The 15,116-nt window shown below is 53.1% G+C and carries 16 protein-coding genes, 1 tRNA gene and 1 riboswitch; of the genes, 8 read left to right on the top strand and 9 right to left on the bottom strand.

The annotated features are described in order from the left end of the window. Positions 1 to 62 precede the first annotated feature (62 nt). On the top strand, positions 63 to 278 hold the full coding sequence (locus tag IVG45_RS21865) for a hypothetical protein (protein WP_196435856.1): 216 nt from the start codon (positions 63 to 65) through the stop codon (positions 276 to 278). Here IVG45_RS21865 and IVG45_RS21860 read toward each other — a convergent pair. Together IVG45_RS21860 and IVG45_RS21855 are read right to left on the bottom strand one after the other, a co-directional pair. Beyond that, the gene (locus IVG45_RS21860) at positions 248 to 1,132 is read right to left on the bottom strand and encodes a carbohydrate kinase family protein (protein ID WP_196435855.1); all 885 of its coding nucleotides are present in this window, start codon (positions 1,130 to 1,132) and stop codon (positions 248 to 250) included. The genes IVG45_RS21865 and IVG45_RS21860 overlap by 31 nt on opposite strands. Next, the gene (locus IVG45_RS21855; protein WP_196435854.1) at positions 1,122 to 1,259 is read right to left on the bottom strand and encodes a hypothetical protein; all 138 of its coding nucleotides are present in this window, start codon (positions 1,257 to 1,259) and stop codon (positions 1,122 to 1,124) included. Before IVG45_RS21855 ends, IVG45_RS21860 begins: the two co-directional genes overlap by 11 nt. Before the next feature lie 200 nt (positions 1,260 to 1,459). Here IVG45_RS21855 and apbC point away from each other — a divergent pair, with 200 nt between their 5' ends. After that, positions 1,460 to 2,551 (top strand): iron-sulfur cluster carrier protein ApbC, encoded by a 1,092-nt coding sequence (apbC, locus tag IVG45_RS21850; RefSeq protein WP_196435853.1) that lies wholly within the window; start codon positions 1,460 to 1,462, stop codon positions 2,549 to 2,551. A gap of 235 nt (positions 2,552 to 2,786) precedes the next feature. Here the strand turns inward: apbC and IVG45_RS21845 are convergent, their stop codons facing one another. From IVG45_RS21845 to rplU, 5 genes are all read right to left on the bottom strand, one after another. Beyond that, positions 2,787 to 3,479, bottom strand: a complete 693-nt coding sequence (locus IVG45_RS21845; protein WP_196435852.1) for a hypothetical protein — start codon at positions 3,477 to 3,479, stop codon at positions 2,787 to 2,789. A 133-nt stretch (positions 3,480 to 3,612) separates the two neighbouring features. Continuing rightward, entirely contained in the window at positions 3,613 to 4,734 is a 1,122-nt protein-coding gene (gene proB, locus IVG45_RS21840) for a glutamate 5-kinase (protein WP_196435851.1), read from the bottom strand. Beyond that, positions 4,721 to 5,779, bottom strand: a complete 1,059-nt coding sequence (cgtA, locus tag IVG45_RS21835) for an Obg family GTPase CgtA (protein ID WP_196435850.1) — start codon at positions 5,777 to 5,779, stop codon at positions 4,721 to 4,723. The genes proB and cgtA overlap by 14 nt, the downstream gene beginning before the upstream one ends. Before the next feature lie 165 nt (positions 5,780 to 5,944). After that, positions 5,945 to 6,202: a 50S ribosomal protein L27 gene (rpmA, locus tag IVG45_RS21830; RefSeq protein WP_196435849.1), complete on the bottom strand. Its 258-nt coding sequence runs from the start codon at positions 6,200 to 6,202 to the stop codon at positions 5,945 to 5,947. A 17-nt stretch (positions 6,203 to 6,219) separates the two neighbouring features. After that, complete coding sequence (gene rplU, locus IVG45_RS21825; protein WP_196438116.1) at positions 6,220 to 6,531, bottom strand: 50S ribosomal protein L21; 312 nt, start codon at positions 6,529 to 6,531, stop codon at positions 6,220 to 6,222. A gap of 209 nt (positions 6,532 to 6,740) precedes the next feature. On the opposite strand from rplU, the gene ispB reads away from it, so the two are divergent. Further along, positions 6,741 to 7,745, top strand: a complete 1,005-nt coding sequence (gene ispB / locus IVG45_RS21820; RefSeq protein WP_196435848.1) for an octaprenyl diphosphate synthase — start codon at positions 6,741 to 6,743, stop codon at positions 7,743 to 7,745. A 4-nt stretch (positions 7,746 to 7,749) separates the two neighbouring features. On the opposite strand, the gene IVG45_RS21815 is transcribed toward ispB, so the two are convergent. Continuing rightward, the gene (locus IVG45_RS21815; protein WP_196435847.1) at positions 7,750 to 8,151 is read right to left on the bottom strand and encodes a hypothetical protein; all 402 of its coding nucleotides are present in this window, start codon (positions 8,149 to 8,151) and stop codon (positions 7,750 to 7,752) included. Between the two features lie 184 nt (positions 8,152 to 8,335). Next, a riboswitch (TPP riboswitch) is annotated at positions 8,336 to 8,445 on the top strand. Positions 8,446 to 8,478: 33 nt separating this feature from the next. On the opposite strand from IVG45_RS21815, the gene thiC reads away from it, so the two are divergent. Both thiC and IVG45_RS21805 read left to right on the top strand, forming a co-directional pair. Continuing rightward, entirely contained in the window at positions 8,479 to 10,347 is a 1,869-nt protein-coding gene (gene thiC / locus IVG45_RS21810; RefSeq protein ID WP_196435846.1) for a phosphomethylpyrimidine synthase ThiC, read from the top strand. Between the two features lie 136 nt (positions 10,348 to 10,483). Then, a complete protein-coding gene (locus IVG45_RS21805; protein ID WP_196435104.1) occupies positions 10,484 to 11,590 on the top strand; it encodes an ISAs1 family transposase in 1,107 nt (368 codons plus the stop codon). 58 nt (positions 11,591 to 11,648) lie between these two features. Here IVG45_RS21805 and IVG45_RS21800 read toward each other — a convergent pair whose 3' ends face one another. Continuing rightward, positions 11,649 to 12,050 carry a hypothetical protein gene (locus IVG45_RS21800; RefSeq protein ID WP_196435845.1) on the bottom strand — a complete coding sequence of 134 codons (402 nt, stop codon included), beginning with the start codon at positions 12,048 to 12,050 and terminating at the stop codon, positions 11,649 to 11,651. A 244-nt stretch (positions 12,051 to 12,294) separates the two neighbouring features. Here IVG45_RS21800 and metG point away from each other — a divergent pair, with 244 nt between their 5' ends. The 3 genes from metG (at position 12,295) to IVG45_RS21785 (ending at position 15,014) form a co-directional block, all read left to right on the top strand. Next, entirely contained in the window at positions 12,295 to 14,310 is a 2,016-nt protein-coding gene (gene metG / locus IVG45_RS21795; protein WP_230874690.1) for a methionine--tRNA ligase, read from the top strand. 9 nt (positions 14,311 to 14,319) lie between these two features. Continuing rightward, positions 14,320 to 14,880 (top strand): RnfABCDGE type electron transport complex subunit B, encoded by a 561-nt coding sequence (locus IVG45_RS21790; RefSeq protein ID WP_196435843.1) that lies wholly within the window; start codon positions 14,320 to 14,322, stop codon positions 14,878 to 14,880. A gap of 57 nt (positions 14,881 to 14,937) precedes the next feature. After that, positions 14,938 to 15,014 (top strand) — tRNA-Arg (locus tag IVG45_RS21785). Positions 15,015 to 15,116: the final 102 nt, after the last annotated feature.

Below are 15,116 nucleotides of genomic sequence, written 5' to 3'. Positions count from 1 at the left end.
GCCGGGTATGCGCCCAAATCGCCCCACCAGGCACAAACCCGATATAACCAGCAACTTAATTTATGTACTACGACGACATCAAACTCACCTCCGGCGCGGTGATATTGGCCGGCATTCTGCTGGCGGCAACCGACACTCAAGCCGGCTACCGCTCGGAATCCCCGCAATTTGAGCTGGAATTCGAAAAAAGCAGCATTGAGGCTTCGAAACAGCCAAACCGGACCAACGGGCCGGCCCTTCTAGGAAATCACGTCCATAGCTCGCTGAATGCCCGATAAAACGCCCTATCGGCGACGGTGGCACCACGCCTACCGACCAAGCCACTAGCAAAGGCTTGCGCCCGCTCCAGCGTGACCTCCAAGGGCCATTGCCGATCGAGCCCCACCAGCAACAGCGCGGCGAACGCATCGCCCGCGCCGACTGTATCGACCACCTCGGTGCTGACCCGCGGCTCTACAGCCACAAAATGCCGTTGCCGGCCGTAGGCGATGGCGCCCTTTTCGCCGCGCGTCACGACCAAGGTTTCCAGCTCAAATCGTTCGCAAAAGCGTTGCATCATGGATTCCAAATCAGACTGTTCCTGACTCAGCTCAATCAATTCAGCCTCATTGAGCTTGACCCAATCCGCATCGCGCAATAAGGACACCAGCATTTTCCGCTCCCACCAGGGCGGCCGCAAATTGACATCGACAAAAATCTTGCCGCGATGGTGAGCCTTAACCGCTTGCAAGGCGGCGCGTGATACCGGGTTTCTGAGCGCCAGCGAGCCGTGATACAAAATGCCCTGGCTATCTTGTTGGCCCAACGATTCGGCATTGATGAAATCATAGGCGCTATTGTCCACGATGTCATAATGCGGCTCACCGTCTGATAGCAATACCCGGACGCAGCCAGTCGGATGCTCGCTGTCGGTTTGCAAGGCATCCCGACTCATGCCCCAGCCGTCCATCAACGCTACGATTTCCCTACCCGACTCGTCGTCGCCGATCCGGCTGATGAATCGCGGCGGCAAGCCGAATGCCTGCAAATGCCAAGCTACATTAAACGGGGCGCCACCCAACACCCGGCTGCCATCGGGAAAATGATCGAACAGCACTTCGCCGAAAATATGCATGTGCCGCTTAGTATTCATGCTTTTCCTCCATCCAGAGTCGTGTTTTAGGAAAATAATGGGGCACATCTTCCAGCATGCTGGTGCTGTAAGGATCGACCATACTCAGCAACCCGCCTTTCGCCTCCGGCTGAGTGTCAATAGACAACAGCGAGGTCGAGGCCGGTGAAGATCAAGTACGCCCCGGCATTACAAATACAGACGCCCTAGCCCTCAAGCCGGGTTCAAGAGCGGCGAAATTCTTACCGTCTCATGCCTAAGACCTTCTTTGCATGCCGTGAAAATGATACGCTATTCCCAGCATTTAACTCGGGTATTACCACTCACACCTACAAACGGAGTCATCACATGGCCAGCATTGACAAGGCTGCTGTCGAAAATCTACTCAAATCCTTTATCGATCCCAACGTCGCCACCGACTTGGTTGCCGCAAAAGCGGTAAAAAATATCAGCGTCGAGGGCAACGATGTCGGCATCAGGATTGAACTGGGTTATCCGGCGAAAAGCTATTTACCGGAACTGAAAGCCAAGCTGGAACAACAACTGGCCGCCTTGCCCGGTATCGGCAACATCCAGGTTGAAGTCGGCTTCAACATTGTTGCGCATTCGGTGCAAAAAACCCTGAAGCCTCTGCCCGGCGTCAAAAATATCATCGCCGTGGCCTCCGGCAAGGGCGGGGTCGGCAAATCCACCACCTCGGTGAATCTGGCACTAGCGCTGGCCGCCGAAGGCGCCAAGGTCGGCATTCTGGACGCCGACATATACGGCCCCAGCATTCCGACCATGCTTGGCCTATCCGGACAGCCGGACACGGTGGACGGCAAAGCCATGCTACCCAAGGTATCGTTCGGCATTCAGACCATCTCGATCGGTTATCTGGTCGATCCCGACCAACCCATGATCTGGCGTGGCCCAATGGTGACCGGCGCCTTGCAGCAATTACTGACCCAAACCCAATGGGATAATTTGGATTATCTGATCATCGACTTGCCGCCCGGCACCGGCGACATTCAACTGACCTTAGCTCAACAAATCCCGGTCAGCGGCGCGGTCATCGTCACCACCCCGCAAGACATCGCCTTGATTGACGCTCAACGCGGCCTAGGCATGTTCGAGAAAGTCAACGTGCCGATTTTGGGTTTGGTGGAAAACATGAGCATTCACATCTGCAGCAATTGCGGGCATGAAGAAGCCATTTTCGGCCAGGGCGGCGGCTTGTCGATGGCCGAGAAAAACAACATTGAGTTGCTGGGTTCGTTACCGCTGGACATCAATATTCGCAAACTAGCCGATAGTGGCCGGCCGACCGTGGCCGCCGATCCTGATAGCCGCGCCGCCGAAATGTACAAAGCCATCGCCCGCAAAATGGCCGCCAAACTGGCCCTGCGCGCGCGCGATTACAGCGGAAAATTCCCTAATATCGTGATTCAAAATACTTGATTTTGCAGATTTGAAGCGTCGTAATCGTAGGGTGGATAAGTGTAGCGCCATCCGCCATCTCTCGGTTAACGAATGGCCTTTCGAGTTTTCATCGCCTGGTCAAGATGGGCGTTTATTTGCCGAATTGGACGGGTTTAAATTTGCAGGCTTTTAATGCGGGCGAAAGGGATGAATGAAGATTTTTTGATGGTGTTGGCTTAGGCGGATGGCGCTTCGCTTATCCGCCCTACGGCCCTCATCCAGCAGTTTGGTGAAAATCCAGTGGACTACCAAGGTCATCACGCTGTTTTGTTACGTTGAACGTGTTGTATCCCGATTGACCTAAAGCATCGATATATGTAATCGGCAACCTTAAGCCCGTTTCAGGAAAAGGCGGAGTAAGATTAATCTTGGCTTGAATCTGGCCCAGCCGAGCGAACATCCCAACCTCAAAAAGCATAATTTTGTCATCGCCGAGACCTTCCAGATAACCGAGCACTTCCGTCACGGTGTTACCCGCATTGTTCACCGAAATTCCGTAGCTGGCCTGACTCGGGGAAAAACTTCCTCCAGCATTCTTAATTACAAATACTGGTTTCGCGGCTTCTTGCCGAGCGAGAAACTCCAGTTTCAATGCCTCACGATCACTCTCAACTTGCTGGCGAGTAACTTCAACAAGTTCACGTTGCTGCTCTACTGAATGTTTTAGTTCTTCTGCCTGGAGATTAAGGGCCTTTGTACTCAATCTAAGCTCTTCGCCTTGCTGCAAATACCCAAGAACTAACCACAGAAACGCAAGTGGTGCAAAAATGCCACCGAAAAAGTCTCCCCATTCGTTGGGTGTCATCTTTCTTAACACTGCAGAATCATGTAGAAAGACAACGATTGTCATAGTTAAAAGCCACAAAAGCGAAACAAAAACCCCAAACTTGAATCTTTTTTCGTTCATTACTTCTATCTTTTTTGTTTATTCGTTCGCCCAAATCAGGGCCGTAGGGTGGATAAGCAAAGCGCCATCCGCCTCCGACAAAATCAAATCAAATCAAATCAAATCAAATCAAATCAAATCAAATCAAATCAAATCAAATCAAGACCAAATTATCTCGGTGTATTAATTCGTCTTCATCGGCATAACCCAATAACGCTTCGAATTCGCTGCTGGGTTTTCCGGCAATCTTGGCTGCGTCTTCGGCGCCATAATTGATCAAACCACGCGCGATTTCCCGGCCTTGCAGGTCACAACAAGACACCAGATCGCCGCGCTTGAATTTTCCCTTCACGGCTTTCACCCCTACCGCCAACAAACTTTTACCGGCGGATTGCAAAAATTTCACCGCGCCGTCATCCAACGTCACACTGCCCTTGATTTGCAATTGGCCGGCCAACCATTGCTTGCGGGCCGCTATTGGCGCGATGTCAGGAATCAGATAAGTCCCCAGCTCTTCTCCGGCGAATACCCGGTTGATCACGTCTTCGATCTTACCCGAAACGATCACGGTCGCCGCGCCCGAGCGCGCCGCTAGTCGCGCCGCTCGCACCTTGGTATACATGCCGCCCCGGCCAAGACCGCTGATGCTGCCGCCAGCCACTTCATCCAACCGGCTTTCGTTGACGCTGATATTGGATATCAACTTGGCATCGGGATTGAGACTGGGATTGGCATCGTATAAGCCGATCTGGTCGGTCAGGATGATCAGCAAATCGGCCTCCACCAGATTGGCGACCAAGGCACCCAAGGTATCGTTATCGCCGAAACGAATTTCCTCGGTGGCGACGGCGTCGTTTTCGTTGATGACCGGCACTACCCCAAAGCCCAGCAAGGTCAGCAAGGTGCTGCGGGCATTCAGATAGCGCTGGCGATCGGATAAATCGTCATGCGTCAGCAAGACCTGAGCCGTCAACAATTCATGTTGTTGAAACAGGTTTTCGAAACATCTGACCAATCCCATCTGACCGACCGATGCGGCGGCCTGTAATTCGTGCAAGGTGTTGGGCCTGGCTTTCAACTTCAAGCGGCTGACACCCTCGGCAACGGAACCGGAAGACACCAGCACCACGTCGACGCCTTGCTGTCTGAGCGCGGCCATTTGCGACACCCAGCCGGCAATCGCGGGTTTATTCAGTCCTCGCCCGCCGTCGGTCAGCAGGGAACTGCCGATTTTGACGACGACGCGTTGGGCTTGGCGAAAATCAGTCCGGCTCACGGGCTAACTCCTGTTCCCTGGCTTTTTGTTCTGTTTTTTGCTGGTCGAGAAAATCCATGATGGCGTACATCAAGGCTTGAGTGCCCTGATTTTTTAAGGCGGAAATTTGGTATACCGGGCCTTTCCAGCCCAGTTCGTCCACTATGGCTCGACAGTGTTGATCGACTTCGTCATCCGGCACATTGTCGATTTTGTTCAACACCAACCAACGCGGCTTGTTGGCCAGGTCATCGCTCCATTTTTCCACTTCCTGGATAATCTTGCGCGCCGCCGAAACCGGGGTTTCGTCGCTTTCGTAGGGCGCGATGTCGAGCACATGCAGCAGCAGGCCGGTTCTCGATAGATGTTTCAGAAATTGCAACCCAAGTCCGGCGCCTTCAGCCGCGCCTTCGATCACACCGGGAATATCGGCAATCACGAAACTACGCAGATCATCGACCCGCACCACCCCCAGATTGGGATGCAAGGTGGTGAACGGATAATCGGCTACTTTCGGACGGGCGGAGGACACAGCCCGGATCAGGCTGGATTTACCGGCATTCGGCATGCCCAACAGACCTACATCGGCGATGACCATCAATTCCAATTTCAGCAATCGATGTTCGCCGGCCGAACCCTTGCTTGTTTGTTGCGGGGCGCGATTGACGCTGCTCTTGAAGCGGGTGTTACCCAAGCCGTGAAAACCGCCCTTGGCTACCAGTAAGCGCTGACCGGGTTTGGTCAGGTCGCCAATCTTTTCGCCGGTGCTGGCCTCGTAAACGATGGTACCGGGTGGTACGGCCACCAAGCAATCCTCGCCCTTCTTGCCGGTGCAATCCCGGCTTCCGCCGTTCTCGCCTCGTTGGGCACGGTGCACCGAGTGATAGCGAAAGTCGACCAGAGTGTTGACGTTTTCGGTAGCCACCAGATACACGCTACCGCCGTCGCCGCCATCGCCACCATCGGGACCGCCCAAGGGTATATATTTTTCACGCCGAAAAGAGGCCTTGCCATTGCCGCCATCGCCTGCTTCCACGCGGATTTCCGCTTCGTCAACAAATCTCATAATCTACCGGTATTGAGGTGATTTCCCGCGAAAAATATACCCAGCTGACTGGTCATTTTGCCCATCTACTGCGTATATTTGTTCTTGGCAATCGCCTAAACAAAAAAGCCCCGCTGAAAAACGAGGCTTTTCGTATCAGTTGTGCAAAATGCACAGCCAAGAATTTTATGCTGCCGCAATGCTGATGTATTTGCGGTTTTTCGGACCTTTTTCTTCAAAAACCACTTTGCCATCCATTGTTGCAAACAGGGTATGATCTTTACCCATGCCTACGTTGTCGCCGGCATGAAATTTGGTGCCGCGTTGGCGAACCAAAATATTGCCTGCTTTTACCACTTGACCACCGAAACGTTTAACACCCAGTCGCTGAGCATTAGAATCACGTCCGTTGCGGGTACTACCGCCTGCCTTCTTGTGAGCCATTTTCTAAACCTCGTGTGTTATGCGGAAATGCCAGTAACCTGGACTTCCGTGTAATATTGACGATGCCCCATTTGTTTCATGTGGTGCTTACGTCTTCTGAATTTAATGATTCTGATTTTTTTGTGCCTACCTTGAGAGACCACAGTCGCAGTGACTTTGCTACCTTGGACATAAGGCTGACCGACTTTTACAGAGTCGCCTGATTGAACCATTAGCACCTTGTCAAACTCTACGCTGTCGCCGGCGCCCAACTCAAGTTTTTCGATTTTTAAGGTAGTACCCTCTGCGACACGATACTGTTTACCACCTGTTTGAATTACCGCATACATCAGCGCAAGCTCCATCAAGCATATATCTGTTAAAAGTGAACAGCGGATTATATTTTCAAACACTAGCGCCGTCAAACCTAAATTAGCTAATTTGATTGATCAGATTAGATTACGCTAGTGGTACTATTGACACTATCAGGCATTATAAATAGCATGGCGGCCATTTTATCCGAAGCCATGCGCTACCGAACGAACTTTTTATATTACTCATGACAGCAACACATTCAACCACCGATTCGGTAACCATTGATTTTGATTCGATCAAAAATTTAACCGCGGCCGAAACCCGCGCCGTCGATCAATTAATCCTGAACGAGCTTAGCTCGGATGTGGTGTTGATCAACCAGATCGGCCATTACATCATCGGCAACGGCGGCAAACGCTTACGTCCGATGCTGCTATTGCTGGCCGCCAAAGCCCTGGGCAAAGCCGATGACCATCATCTGATCCTGGCCGCTGTCATTGAGTTTATACATACCGCGACCTTGCTGCATGATGACGTGGTCGATGAATCGGTACTGCGCAGGGGCAAGGAATCCGCCAATGCGGTCTGGGGCAATGCCGCCAGCGTTCTGGTCGGCGATTATCTTTATTCCAGCGCCTTCGAAATGATGGTGCGCACGAACAGCATGCGGGTGATGGACATCATGTCCAAAACCACCACCGCAATTGCCGAAGGCGAAGTATTGCAACTATTAAACTGCAACAATCCCGACACCAGCGAAGAAAAATACCTGGAAGTGATTGCCCGCAAAACCGCCATCCTATTCAGCACCGCAACCCGTCTGGCCGCCGTCATTTCCGGCTCAGACCCCGCCATCGAAGAAGCCCTTGCGGTCTACGGTCAGCAACTGGGAGTCGCGTTTCAATTGATTGACGATGCCTTGGATTACAAGGCCAGCACCGAAGAACTCGGTAAAAATCTGGGCGACGACCTGGCCGAGGGCAAACCTACCCTACCCTTGATTTACGCCATAGAACACGGCACCCCTGACCAGGCACAAATCGTGATCGACGCAATACGCCACGGCTCGAGAGACGCATTCAACGAAGTCTATGCGGTAGTCAAAGCCACCAACGCCATAGAATATACCGAACAATGCGCCGACCGCGCCGCCGAGAAAGCCATCGCCGCCCTACAGTGCCTTAGCGATTCAGAATATAAAACCGCCCTGGAACAGCTGGCCCGTTTTTCGGTGCAACGCGACCATTAATCTATCATTGACTCAGCAGTGCAGCCAACTGCTGAATACTTTGACTCATGCTTGCATAATGTTTTTCCAGCTTTGCCAGCATTTGCCGCAATAATTCGCCAACCGGATGATTGTCGGCATCCGGCCAGGCGGCGGACAGACGCTGCTCCACCTCGCTGATCGCATCCCCATCGACAATTTTATCCAGCTCGTATAACGCCTGCTCGTCGATGATTTGCTCGGCAAATTCGGTTTTATGCAATTGCCCGACGCGCTGTTTCAACGTCTCGCACGCCCGCAAAACATCATCCGCCACTACCCATACCGCTTCGAATATCAAAACATCCGCCGATAGCAGCGCCAGAATAGCGGCTGCTCGCTCCACCTCCGCCAGTCTCAATTTGAAGCGCTTCTTTGTTGATTTCATTGAATTAGCCCAAAAACTTGTTTGATTACAGCATTGCGTTAGCCGGCCCTTGCACATCATAGACCACGAACCAGAAAAACCGGCAACAATCGGCAAAACCCATTGTTTTATAAGCTTTTTAATCCACACCCATTCCAGATCGAGCTTGCATTTGAGTCATTTATCATTTACCTTAATCGCCCACCTTGAAGGCTAGGGGTGCTTTCGTTTGAGTCAACTTATCACGAAAGCTGAGAAAAACCCTTTGAACCTGACCCGGTTAATGCCGGCGTAGGAAAGCCCTTGTTTTCCTTGCGCTCGCGATTTATTGATATTTTGGAGATAAGCATGAGCGCTGTCCGCAATGAAATTACTACCGACACCGGCAGTAGCATAAGAATCGATTCCTACCCCGCTTCGGAAAAAATCTATATTCCCGGCAGCCGCCCCGACATTCGGGTGCCGATGCGCCAAATCAACTTGTCGGACACCCCTGCCCAGTTCGGCGCCGAAAAAAATCCGCCTATCTACGTTTACGACACCTCCGGCGTTTACACCGACCCCAATGTCGACGTGAATCTGCACAAAGGTCTGGGTTCGATACGCGGCGCCTGGATTGAAGAGCGCGGCGACACCGAATTGCTGAGCGGCCCGACGTCCAAATTCGGCCACGAACGTTTGCACGACCCAAAAACCGCCCATCTACGTTTCGAACTGGCACGCAATCCGCGCCGCGCCAAAGCCGGCCACAACGTCTCGCAAATGCATTATGCCCGCAAAGGCATCATCACGCCGGAGATGGAATACATCGCCATTCGCGAAAACCAGAATCTGGAAGCGATGCGCGACCGTTACCAAGGCCAGCATCCCGGCTTTTCCTACGGCGCCAACATTCAATCCTTCATCACTCCCGAATTCGTCCGCGATGAAGTGGCTCGCGGCCGCGCCATCATCCCGGCCAACATCAATCACCCCGAATTGGAGCCGATGATCATCGGCCGAAACTTCCTGGTCAAGATCAACGGCAACCTGGGCAATTCGGCGGTGACGTCTTCCATCGAAGAAGAAGTCGAGAAAATGCTCTGGGGCATCCGTTGGGGCGCCGACACCATCATGGACTTGTCAACCGGCAAAAACATCCACGAAACCCGCGAATGGATCTTGCGCAACTCGCCGGTGCCTATTGGTACCGTGCCGATTTACCAAGCCCTGGAAAAAGTCGACGGCAGGGCCGAAGAACTAACCTGGGAGATCTTCCGCGACACCTTGATCGAACAAGCCGAACAAGGCGTCGATTATTTCACCATCCATGCAGGCGTGCGTCTGCACCACGTACCGCTGACCGCCAAACGCCTGACCGGCATCGTCTCGCGCGGCGGCTCGATCATGGCCAAATGGTGCCTGGCGCATCACACCGAGAGTTTCCTCTACACCAACTTTGAGGAAATCTGCGAAATCATGAAAGCCTACGACGTCTCGTTCTCGCTGGGCGATGGCTTGCGTCCCGGCTCGATTTACGACGCCAACGACGAAGCGCAATTTGGCGAACTGGAAACCCTGGGCGAACTGACCCAGATCGCCTGGAAACACGATGTGCAAACCATGATCGAAGGCCCCGGCCATGTGCCGCTGCAAATGATCAAGGTCAACATGGAAAAACAGTTGGAAGACTGCTTCGAAGCGCCGTTTTATACCCTGGGGCCTTTGACCACCGACATCGCCCCCGGCTACGACCATATTACCTCGGCGATCGGCGCGGCCAACATCGGCTGGTACGGTTGCGCGATGCTGTGCTATGTGACCCAGAAGGAACACTTGGGCTTGCCCAACAAGCAGGACGTGCGCGAAGGTATTGTGACTTACAAGATTGCCGCGCATGCCGCCGACCTGGCCAAAGGCCACCCCGGCGCGCAGATTCGCGACAACGCCATGTCCAAGGCCCGCTTCGAATTCCGTTGGGAAGACCAATTCCATTTGGCGCTGGACCCGGAAAAAGCCCGTTCCTTCCACGACGAGACGCTGCCTAAGGAATCAGCCAAGGTCGCTCATTTCTGTTCGATGTGCGGTCCGCACTTCTGCTCGATGAAAATCAGCCAGGATGTGCGCGATTACGCGGCGGAAAAAGGCTTGCGGGAAGAAGAAGCGCTACGAAGAGGCATGGAAGAAAAATCCGAGCAATTCCTGAAGGAAGGCGCGGCGATTTATCACGAGGTGTAAATCATTGTGACTACCTAAAAGTCTCGCATAAACCACGAGACTTTTAGGCCAAACACGGCAATAACGCAGGGCAATCGCGCTATGTAGCACTTGCCCGATCCTATCGTTTAGTATAGTGATTTGCCCCAAAACGCAGATGTTACCTGATCCAATGCCCTATTTGGCTAATCTTGAAGACCCGCGGCGCGAAACCAAAAACAAGCTGCACAACCTCGGCGATATTGTCATGATTGTATTGTGCGCGGTGTTGAGTGGCATTGAAGACTGGGTAGGCATGGAAGAGTTTGCCGAAGAAAAAGAAGATTGGCTTAGGACATTTCTGGCACTACCGAACGGCATTCCCTCGCACGATACCTTGAGCGATGTATTTGGACGATTGAATCCCAAAGCCTTTGCGGATGCCTTTCAGTGTTGGGTGCGGGCGGCCTTGCCCAGCCTTTCGGGTCAGCAAGTTTGTTTGGATGGTAAAACCCTGCGCGGCAGTCGTGAAGGAGATAAAGCCGTGCATTTGATGAGTGCTTTTGCCGCTGAAGCGCGCTGGGTATTAGCGCAGCAAGCGGTCGGCGAAAAAACTAACGAAATCACGGCCATTCCGGATTTGTTGTCGATGTTGGATATTCAAGGCGCCTTGATCTCGATTGATGCCATGGGCTGCCAAAAAGCCATTGCCCAAACCATCGTCGCGGCGCAAGCCGATTATGTGTTGGCTCTCAAGGATAATCACGCCTTGCTTTGCGAAGACGTTCGACTCTGGCTGGATACGGAAAATGCCCAAAGTCGATTACCCATCCATGAAACGATCGACAAAAGTCACGGGCGCATCGAAATACGCCGCTATAGCTTGAGTACCCAGATTGATTGGCTGACGCAAAAGCCAGACTGGGCCGGACTACAAGCCGTTGGAAGGGTTGAATCAACGCGCATCATCGGCGATAAAACCTCGGTCGAGCATCGTTACTATTTGTGCTCATTTACCGATTTGTCGCGCTTTGCCAAAGGTGTCCGACAACATTGGGCGATTGAAAACTCACAGCACTGGGTGTTGGATGTGCAATTTGGCGAAGACGCCAATCGAGCCAGAACTGATCATTCCGCCGAAAATCTGGCATTGATGCGACGGATGGCCTTGAATCTGCTCAGGAACAACGGTCCAACTAAAGATAGCTTGAAGCGCCGTAAACTGCGGGCCTGTCTAAACGACAACTATCGCTTCAAGTTACTTTTTGGGACAGAAGCTACGTAGCGCGATTGCCCTGGGCAATAACGGGTAAGCACTTTAACGACTTACCCGTCACGCCAAATTACTTGATTTTTGTCAAAACCTTGCCATCACTATTGAAATGACAAGCACCCGCGGCAAAATAGTTGCACTCTTCGGATTGCTCAATTTTGGCGCCCTCCGGAGTCAATTGCACTTTCAAGGAACAATAACGAGCCTCGCCTGGAATCTGTTTTTTCACTACCAATTCATTTTCCGATACAGCCTTGGCTTCGCCCGATACATCCGCAGAGCAGGCATGCTTGCCTTTATCATCCGCCGTCGGCTCAAAATCAACATCGGCGCTGACAGTAATATCATTCGCCACTTTAGTGACTTTCAAGTGACGAACATGATTGCCATCGCGCAATACATAATGATCAGTCGCAGCTAAAGCAGCACCGGAAATCAACATCGCCACGGCCATAAATAAAGCTCTTTTCATGGTTTTTACCTAATTCTAATTTTTAAATTATCGCCACGGAACGGCACACACCCCTTTCGCGGCTCACTAACCTATCAAAACGATTTTTGATGGCGCGCGGCCATCCTAACGACTGCCGGGCATGTGTCAAGCAATAAACACCAACCAAGGATAACGGCAACCCGCCGGATAGCACCATGACCATGAAAGACGGGCTGTTTTATGACATAATCGCCGGTTCATTTTTCATGCTGTTTTTGTGTCCATGTCTAACCGAAAAATCCTTGTTACCAGCGCCTTACCTTACGCCAACGGCCCGATTCACTTAGGCCATTTGGTCGAATACATCCAAACCGACATCTGGGTGCGGTTTCAGAAAATGCGCGGCCATCAATGCCATTACGTCTGCGCGGACGACACCCACGGCACCCCCATCATGCTTCGCGCCGACCGCGAAGGCATTACGCCGGAACAATTGATTGCCCAGGTCGAACAGGAACACCGCGCCGATTTCGACGCCTTTGGCGTGGCTTTCGACCACTACCACAGCACCCATTCCGAGGAAAACAAAACCCTCTCCAGCCTGATTTACACACGACTGAGGGACGGCGGCCATATCAACAGCCGCAGCATTACCCAGGCATACGATCCGGTCAAAAACATGTTTCTGCCGGACCGTTTCATCAAGGGCGATTGCCCGAAATGCGGCGCCGCCGATCAATACGGCGACAATTGCGAAGCCTGCGGCGCCACCTATTCGCCGATGGAATTGAAAAACGCGGTGTCGGCCATTTCCGGCGAAAAACCGATCGAAAAAGACTCACTGCATTACTTTTTTAATTTGGGCGACTTCAGCGACATGTTGAACGACTGGACCCGCGCCGGCCATCTGCAGCCGGAAGTCAGCAACAAAATGGCGGAGTGGCTGCAAAACGGCCTGCAGGAATGGGACATTTCCCGCGACGCGCCATATTTCGGCTTCGAAATTCCCGACGCGCCCGGCAAATATTTCTATGTCTGGCTGGATGCGCCTATCGGTTACATGGCCAGCTGCAAGGCCCTGTGCGACAAACTGGGCCTGGATTTCGACGCATACTGGCACAAGGACAGCACCAGCGAGCTTTACCATTTCATCGGCAAGGACATCATCTATTTCCACGCCCTGTTCTGGCCGGCCATGTTGCATGGCGCAAATTTCCGCACCCCCAGCGCCATTTTCGCCCACGGTTTCTTGACCGTGAACGGCGAAAAAATGTCGAAATCCCGCGGCACCTTCATCAAGGCCCGCACCTATCTGGATCATCTGAATCCGGAATACCTGCGCTATTACTTTGCCGCCAAACTCAGCGCCGGCGTGGACGACATCGACTTGAGCTTTGACGACTTCACCCAGCGCGTCAATGCCGATCTGGTCGGTAAAGTAGTCAATATCGGCAGCCGCTGCAGCGGCTTCATCAGCAAACGCTTCGACGGCTTGCTGTCCGGCGAATGCGCGGAGCCTGCCTTGTTCCAGCAATTCATCGATGTACAAAGCGACATTGCCAACCTTTACGAAAGCCGCGAATTCGGCAAAGCCATGCGCGAAATCATGGCACTGGCGGACAAAGCCAACCAATATATCGACGACAAAAAACCCTGGCTGATCGCTAAGGAAGCAGGCAAAGAGCTGGAACTGCAGCAGGTCTGTAGCGTCGGCCTGAATCTGTTCCGCATTCTGATCGCTTATCTGAAACCGGTGATTCCGGCCTTGGCGGCCAATGCCGAACAATTCCTGAACCTGCCGCCGCAAGCTTGGCCTAGCGATGCCCAGCCTTTGCTGGTGCATAAAATCAATATCTTCACACCGCTGATGACCCGCGTCGAGCCGGAAAAAATCGCCGCCATCGTGGAAGCATCCAAGGAAAACCTGCAGCCAACTCCGCAACCGGTTGCCAAACGCTTCGATCCGATAGCCGAGCCGATCGAAATCGACGATTTCGCCAAGATCGACCTGCGCATCGCCAAAATCCTGAATGCCGAACACGTGGAAGGCGCCGAGAAACTGCTGCATCTGACCGTCGACATCGGCGAAGAAACCCGCAGCATCTTCGCCGGCATCAAATCCGCCTACGCGCCGGAAGATTTGATCGGCAAACTAACCGTGGTGGTCGCCAACCTGAAACCGCGCAAAATGCGCTTCGGTTTATCGGAAGGTATGGTATTGGCGGCCGGGCCGGGCGGCAAGGATTTATGGGTATTATCGCCCGACGCCGGCGCCCAACCTGGCATGCGGGTTAAGTAACGCCGCCCCATGAGTTCGACGCTTGCCGAGCAAATCGACGCCCTGCTGCCGCAAACCCAATGCCGCAAATGCGGCTTTGCTGGCTGCAAACCTTATGCGGAAGCCATTGCTCAGGGTAGTGCCGATATTAACCAATGCCCGCCCGGCGGCAAAGCGGGCATCGGAAAATTGGCGGCGCTACTGGGCGTTGCCGCCAAACCGCTCGATCCCGCCTTCGGCGTCGAGCGCCCCCGGCTGGTCGCCGTGATTAATGAAGCGGACTGCATAGGCTGCACCAAATGCCTGCCGCCCTGCCCGACCGACGCCATTCTGGGCGCATCCAAACACATGCACACGGTCATTGCGGCGGAATGCACCGGCTGCGAATTATGCATAGCTCCCTGCCCGGTCAATTGCATCAGCATGCAACCCACCTCCTCCGACTGGACCTTAGAAAATGCCGAACACGGCAGACAGCGCTTCCAAGCCAAGAACCGCCGCCTCGCCCGACAGGAAGCCGAAAAAACCGAGCGTCTGAACCGGCAAAAACAATTACTCGCCAAAATTAACCAGGCAAAAACGTCACTTTAATCGGTATCGGCAATGACTTAAAGCCCGATTAGCTTTATAATGGCTCTGTTATCGCAAGCGCCCGTAGCTCAGCTGGATAGAGCGCAGCCCTCCGGAGGCTGAGGCCAGAGGTTCGAATCCTCTCGGGCGCGCCATTTGACATTCCTTCCCCAAACCACATTTTGGCTCCGCGCCTTGACTGTGTTTAAATCCGTGCCACGCTCTATTAACATCATTTATCCTTTTAGGAAAAATGC

It is taken from the genome of Methylomonas sp. LL1, from assembly GCF_015711015.1.
GTDB lineage: Bacteria > Pseudomonadota > Gammaproteobacteria > Methylococcales > Methylomonadaceae > Methylomonas.
Note: the sequence above shows the minus strand (reverse complement) of the source record. Positions and strands in the feature narration are given on the sequence as shown.

What these genes read in the sequence shown, in the direction of transcription:
- IVG45_RS21865 (WP_196435856.1), top strand. Translation starts at nt 63, where the DNA reads ATGTACTACGACGACATCAAACTCACCTCCGGCGCGGTGATATTGGCC.
- IVG45_RS21845 (WP_196435852.1), bottom strand. Translation starts at nt 3,479, where the DNA reads ATGAACGAAAAAAGATTCAAGTTTGGGGTTTTTGTTTCGCTTTTGTGG.
- IVG45_RS21860 (WP_196435855.1), bottom strand. Translation starts at nt 1,132, where the DNA reads ATGAATACTAAGCGGCACATGCATATTTTCGGCGAAGTGCTGTTCGAT.
- thiC (WP_196435846.1), top strand. Translation starts at nt 8,479, where the DNA reads ATGAGCGCTGTCCGCAATGAAATTACTACCGACACCGGCAGTAGCATA.
- rplU (WP_196438116.1), bottom strand. Translation starts at nt 6,531, where the DNA reads ATGTATGCGGTAATTCAAACAGGTGGTAAACAGTATCGTGTCGCAGAG.
- IVG45_RS21815 (WP_196435847.1), bottom strand. Translation starts at nt 8,151, where the DNA reads ATGAAATCAACAAAGAAGCGCTTCAAATTGAGACTGGCGGAGGTGGAG.
- rpmA (WP_196435849.1), bottom strand. Translation starts at nt 6,202, where the DNA reads ATGGCTCACAAGAAGGCAGGCGGTAGTACCCGCAACGGACGTGATTCT.
- metG (WP_230874690.1), top strand. Translation starts at nt 12,295, where the DNA reads ATGTCTAACCGAAAAATCCTTGTTACCAGCGCCTTACCTTACGCCAAC.
- IVG45_RS21790 (WP_196435843.1), top strand. Translation starts at nt 14,320, where the DNA reads ATGAGTTCGACGCTTGCCGAGCAAATCGACGCCCTGCTGCCGCAAACC.
- cgtA (WP_196435850.1), bottom strand. Translation starts at nt 5,779, where the DNA reads ATGAGATTTGTTGACGAAGCGGAAATCCGCGTGGAAGCAGGCGATGGC.
- IVG45_RS21800 (WP_196435845.1), bottom strand. Translation starts at nt 12,050, where the DNA reads ATGAAAAGAGCTTTATTTATGGCCGTGGCGATGTTGATTTCCGGTGCT.
- ispB (WP_196435848.1), top strand. Translation starts at nt 6,741, where the DNA reads ATGACAGCAACACATTCAACCACCGATTCGGTAACCATTGATTTTGAT.
- IVG45_RS21805 (WP_196435104.1), top strand. Translation starts at nt 10,484, where the DNA reads ATGTTACCTGATCCAATGCCCTATTTGGCTAATCTTGAAGACCCGCGG.
- apbC (WP_196435853.1), top strand. Translation starts at nt 1,460, where the DNA reads ATGGCCAGCATTGACAAGGCTGCTGTCGAAAATCTACTCAAATCCTTT.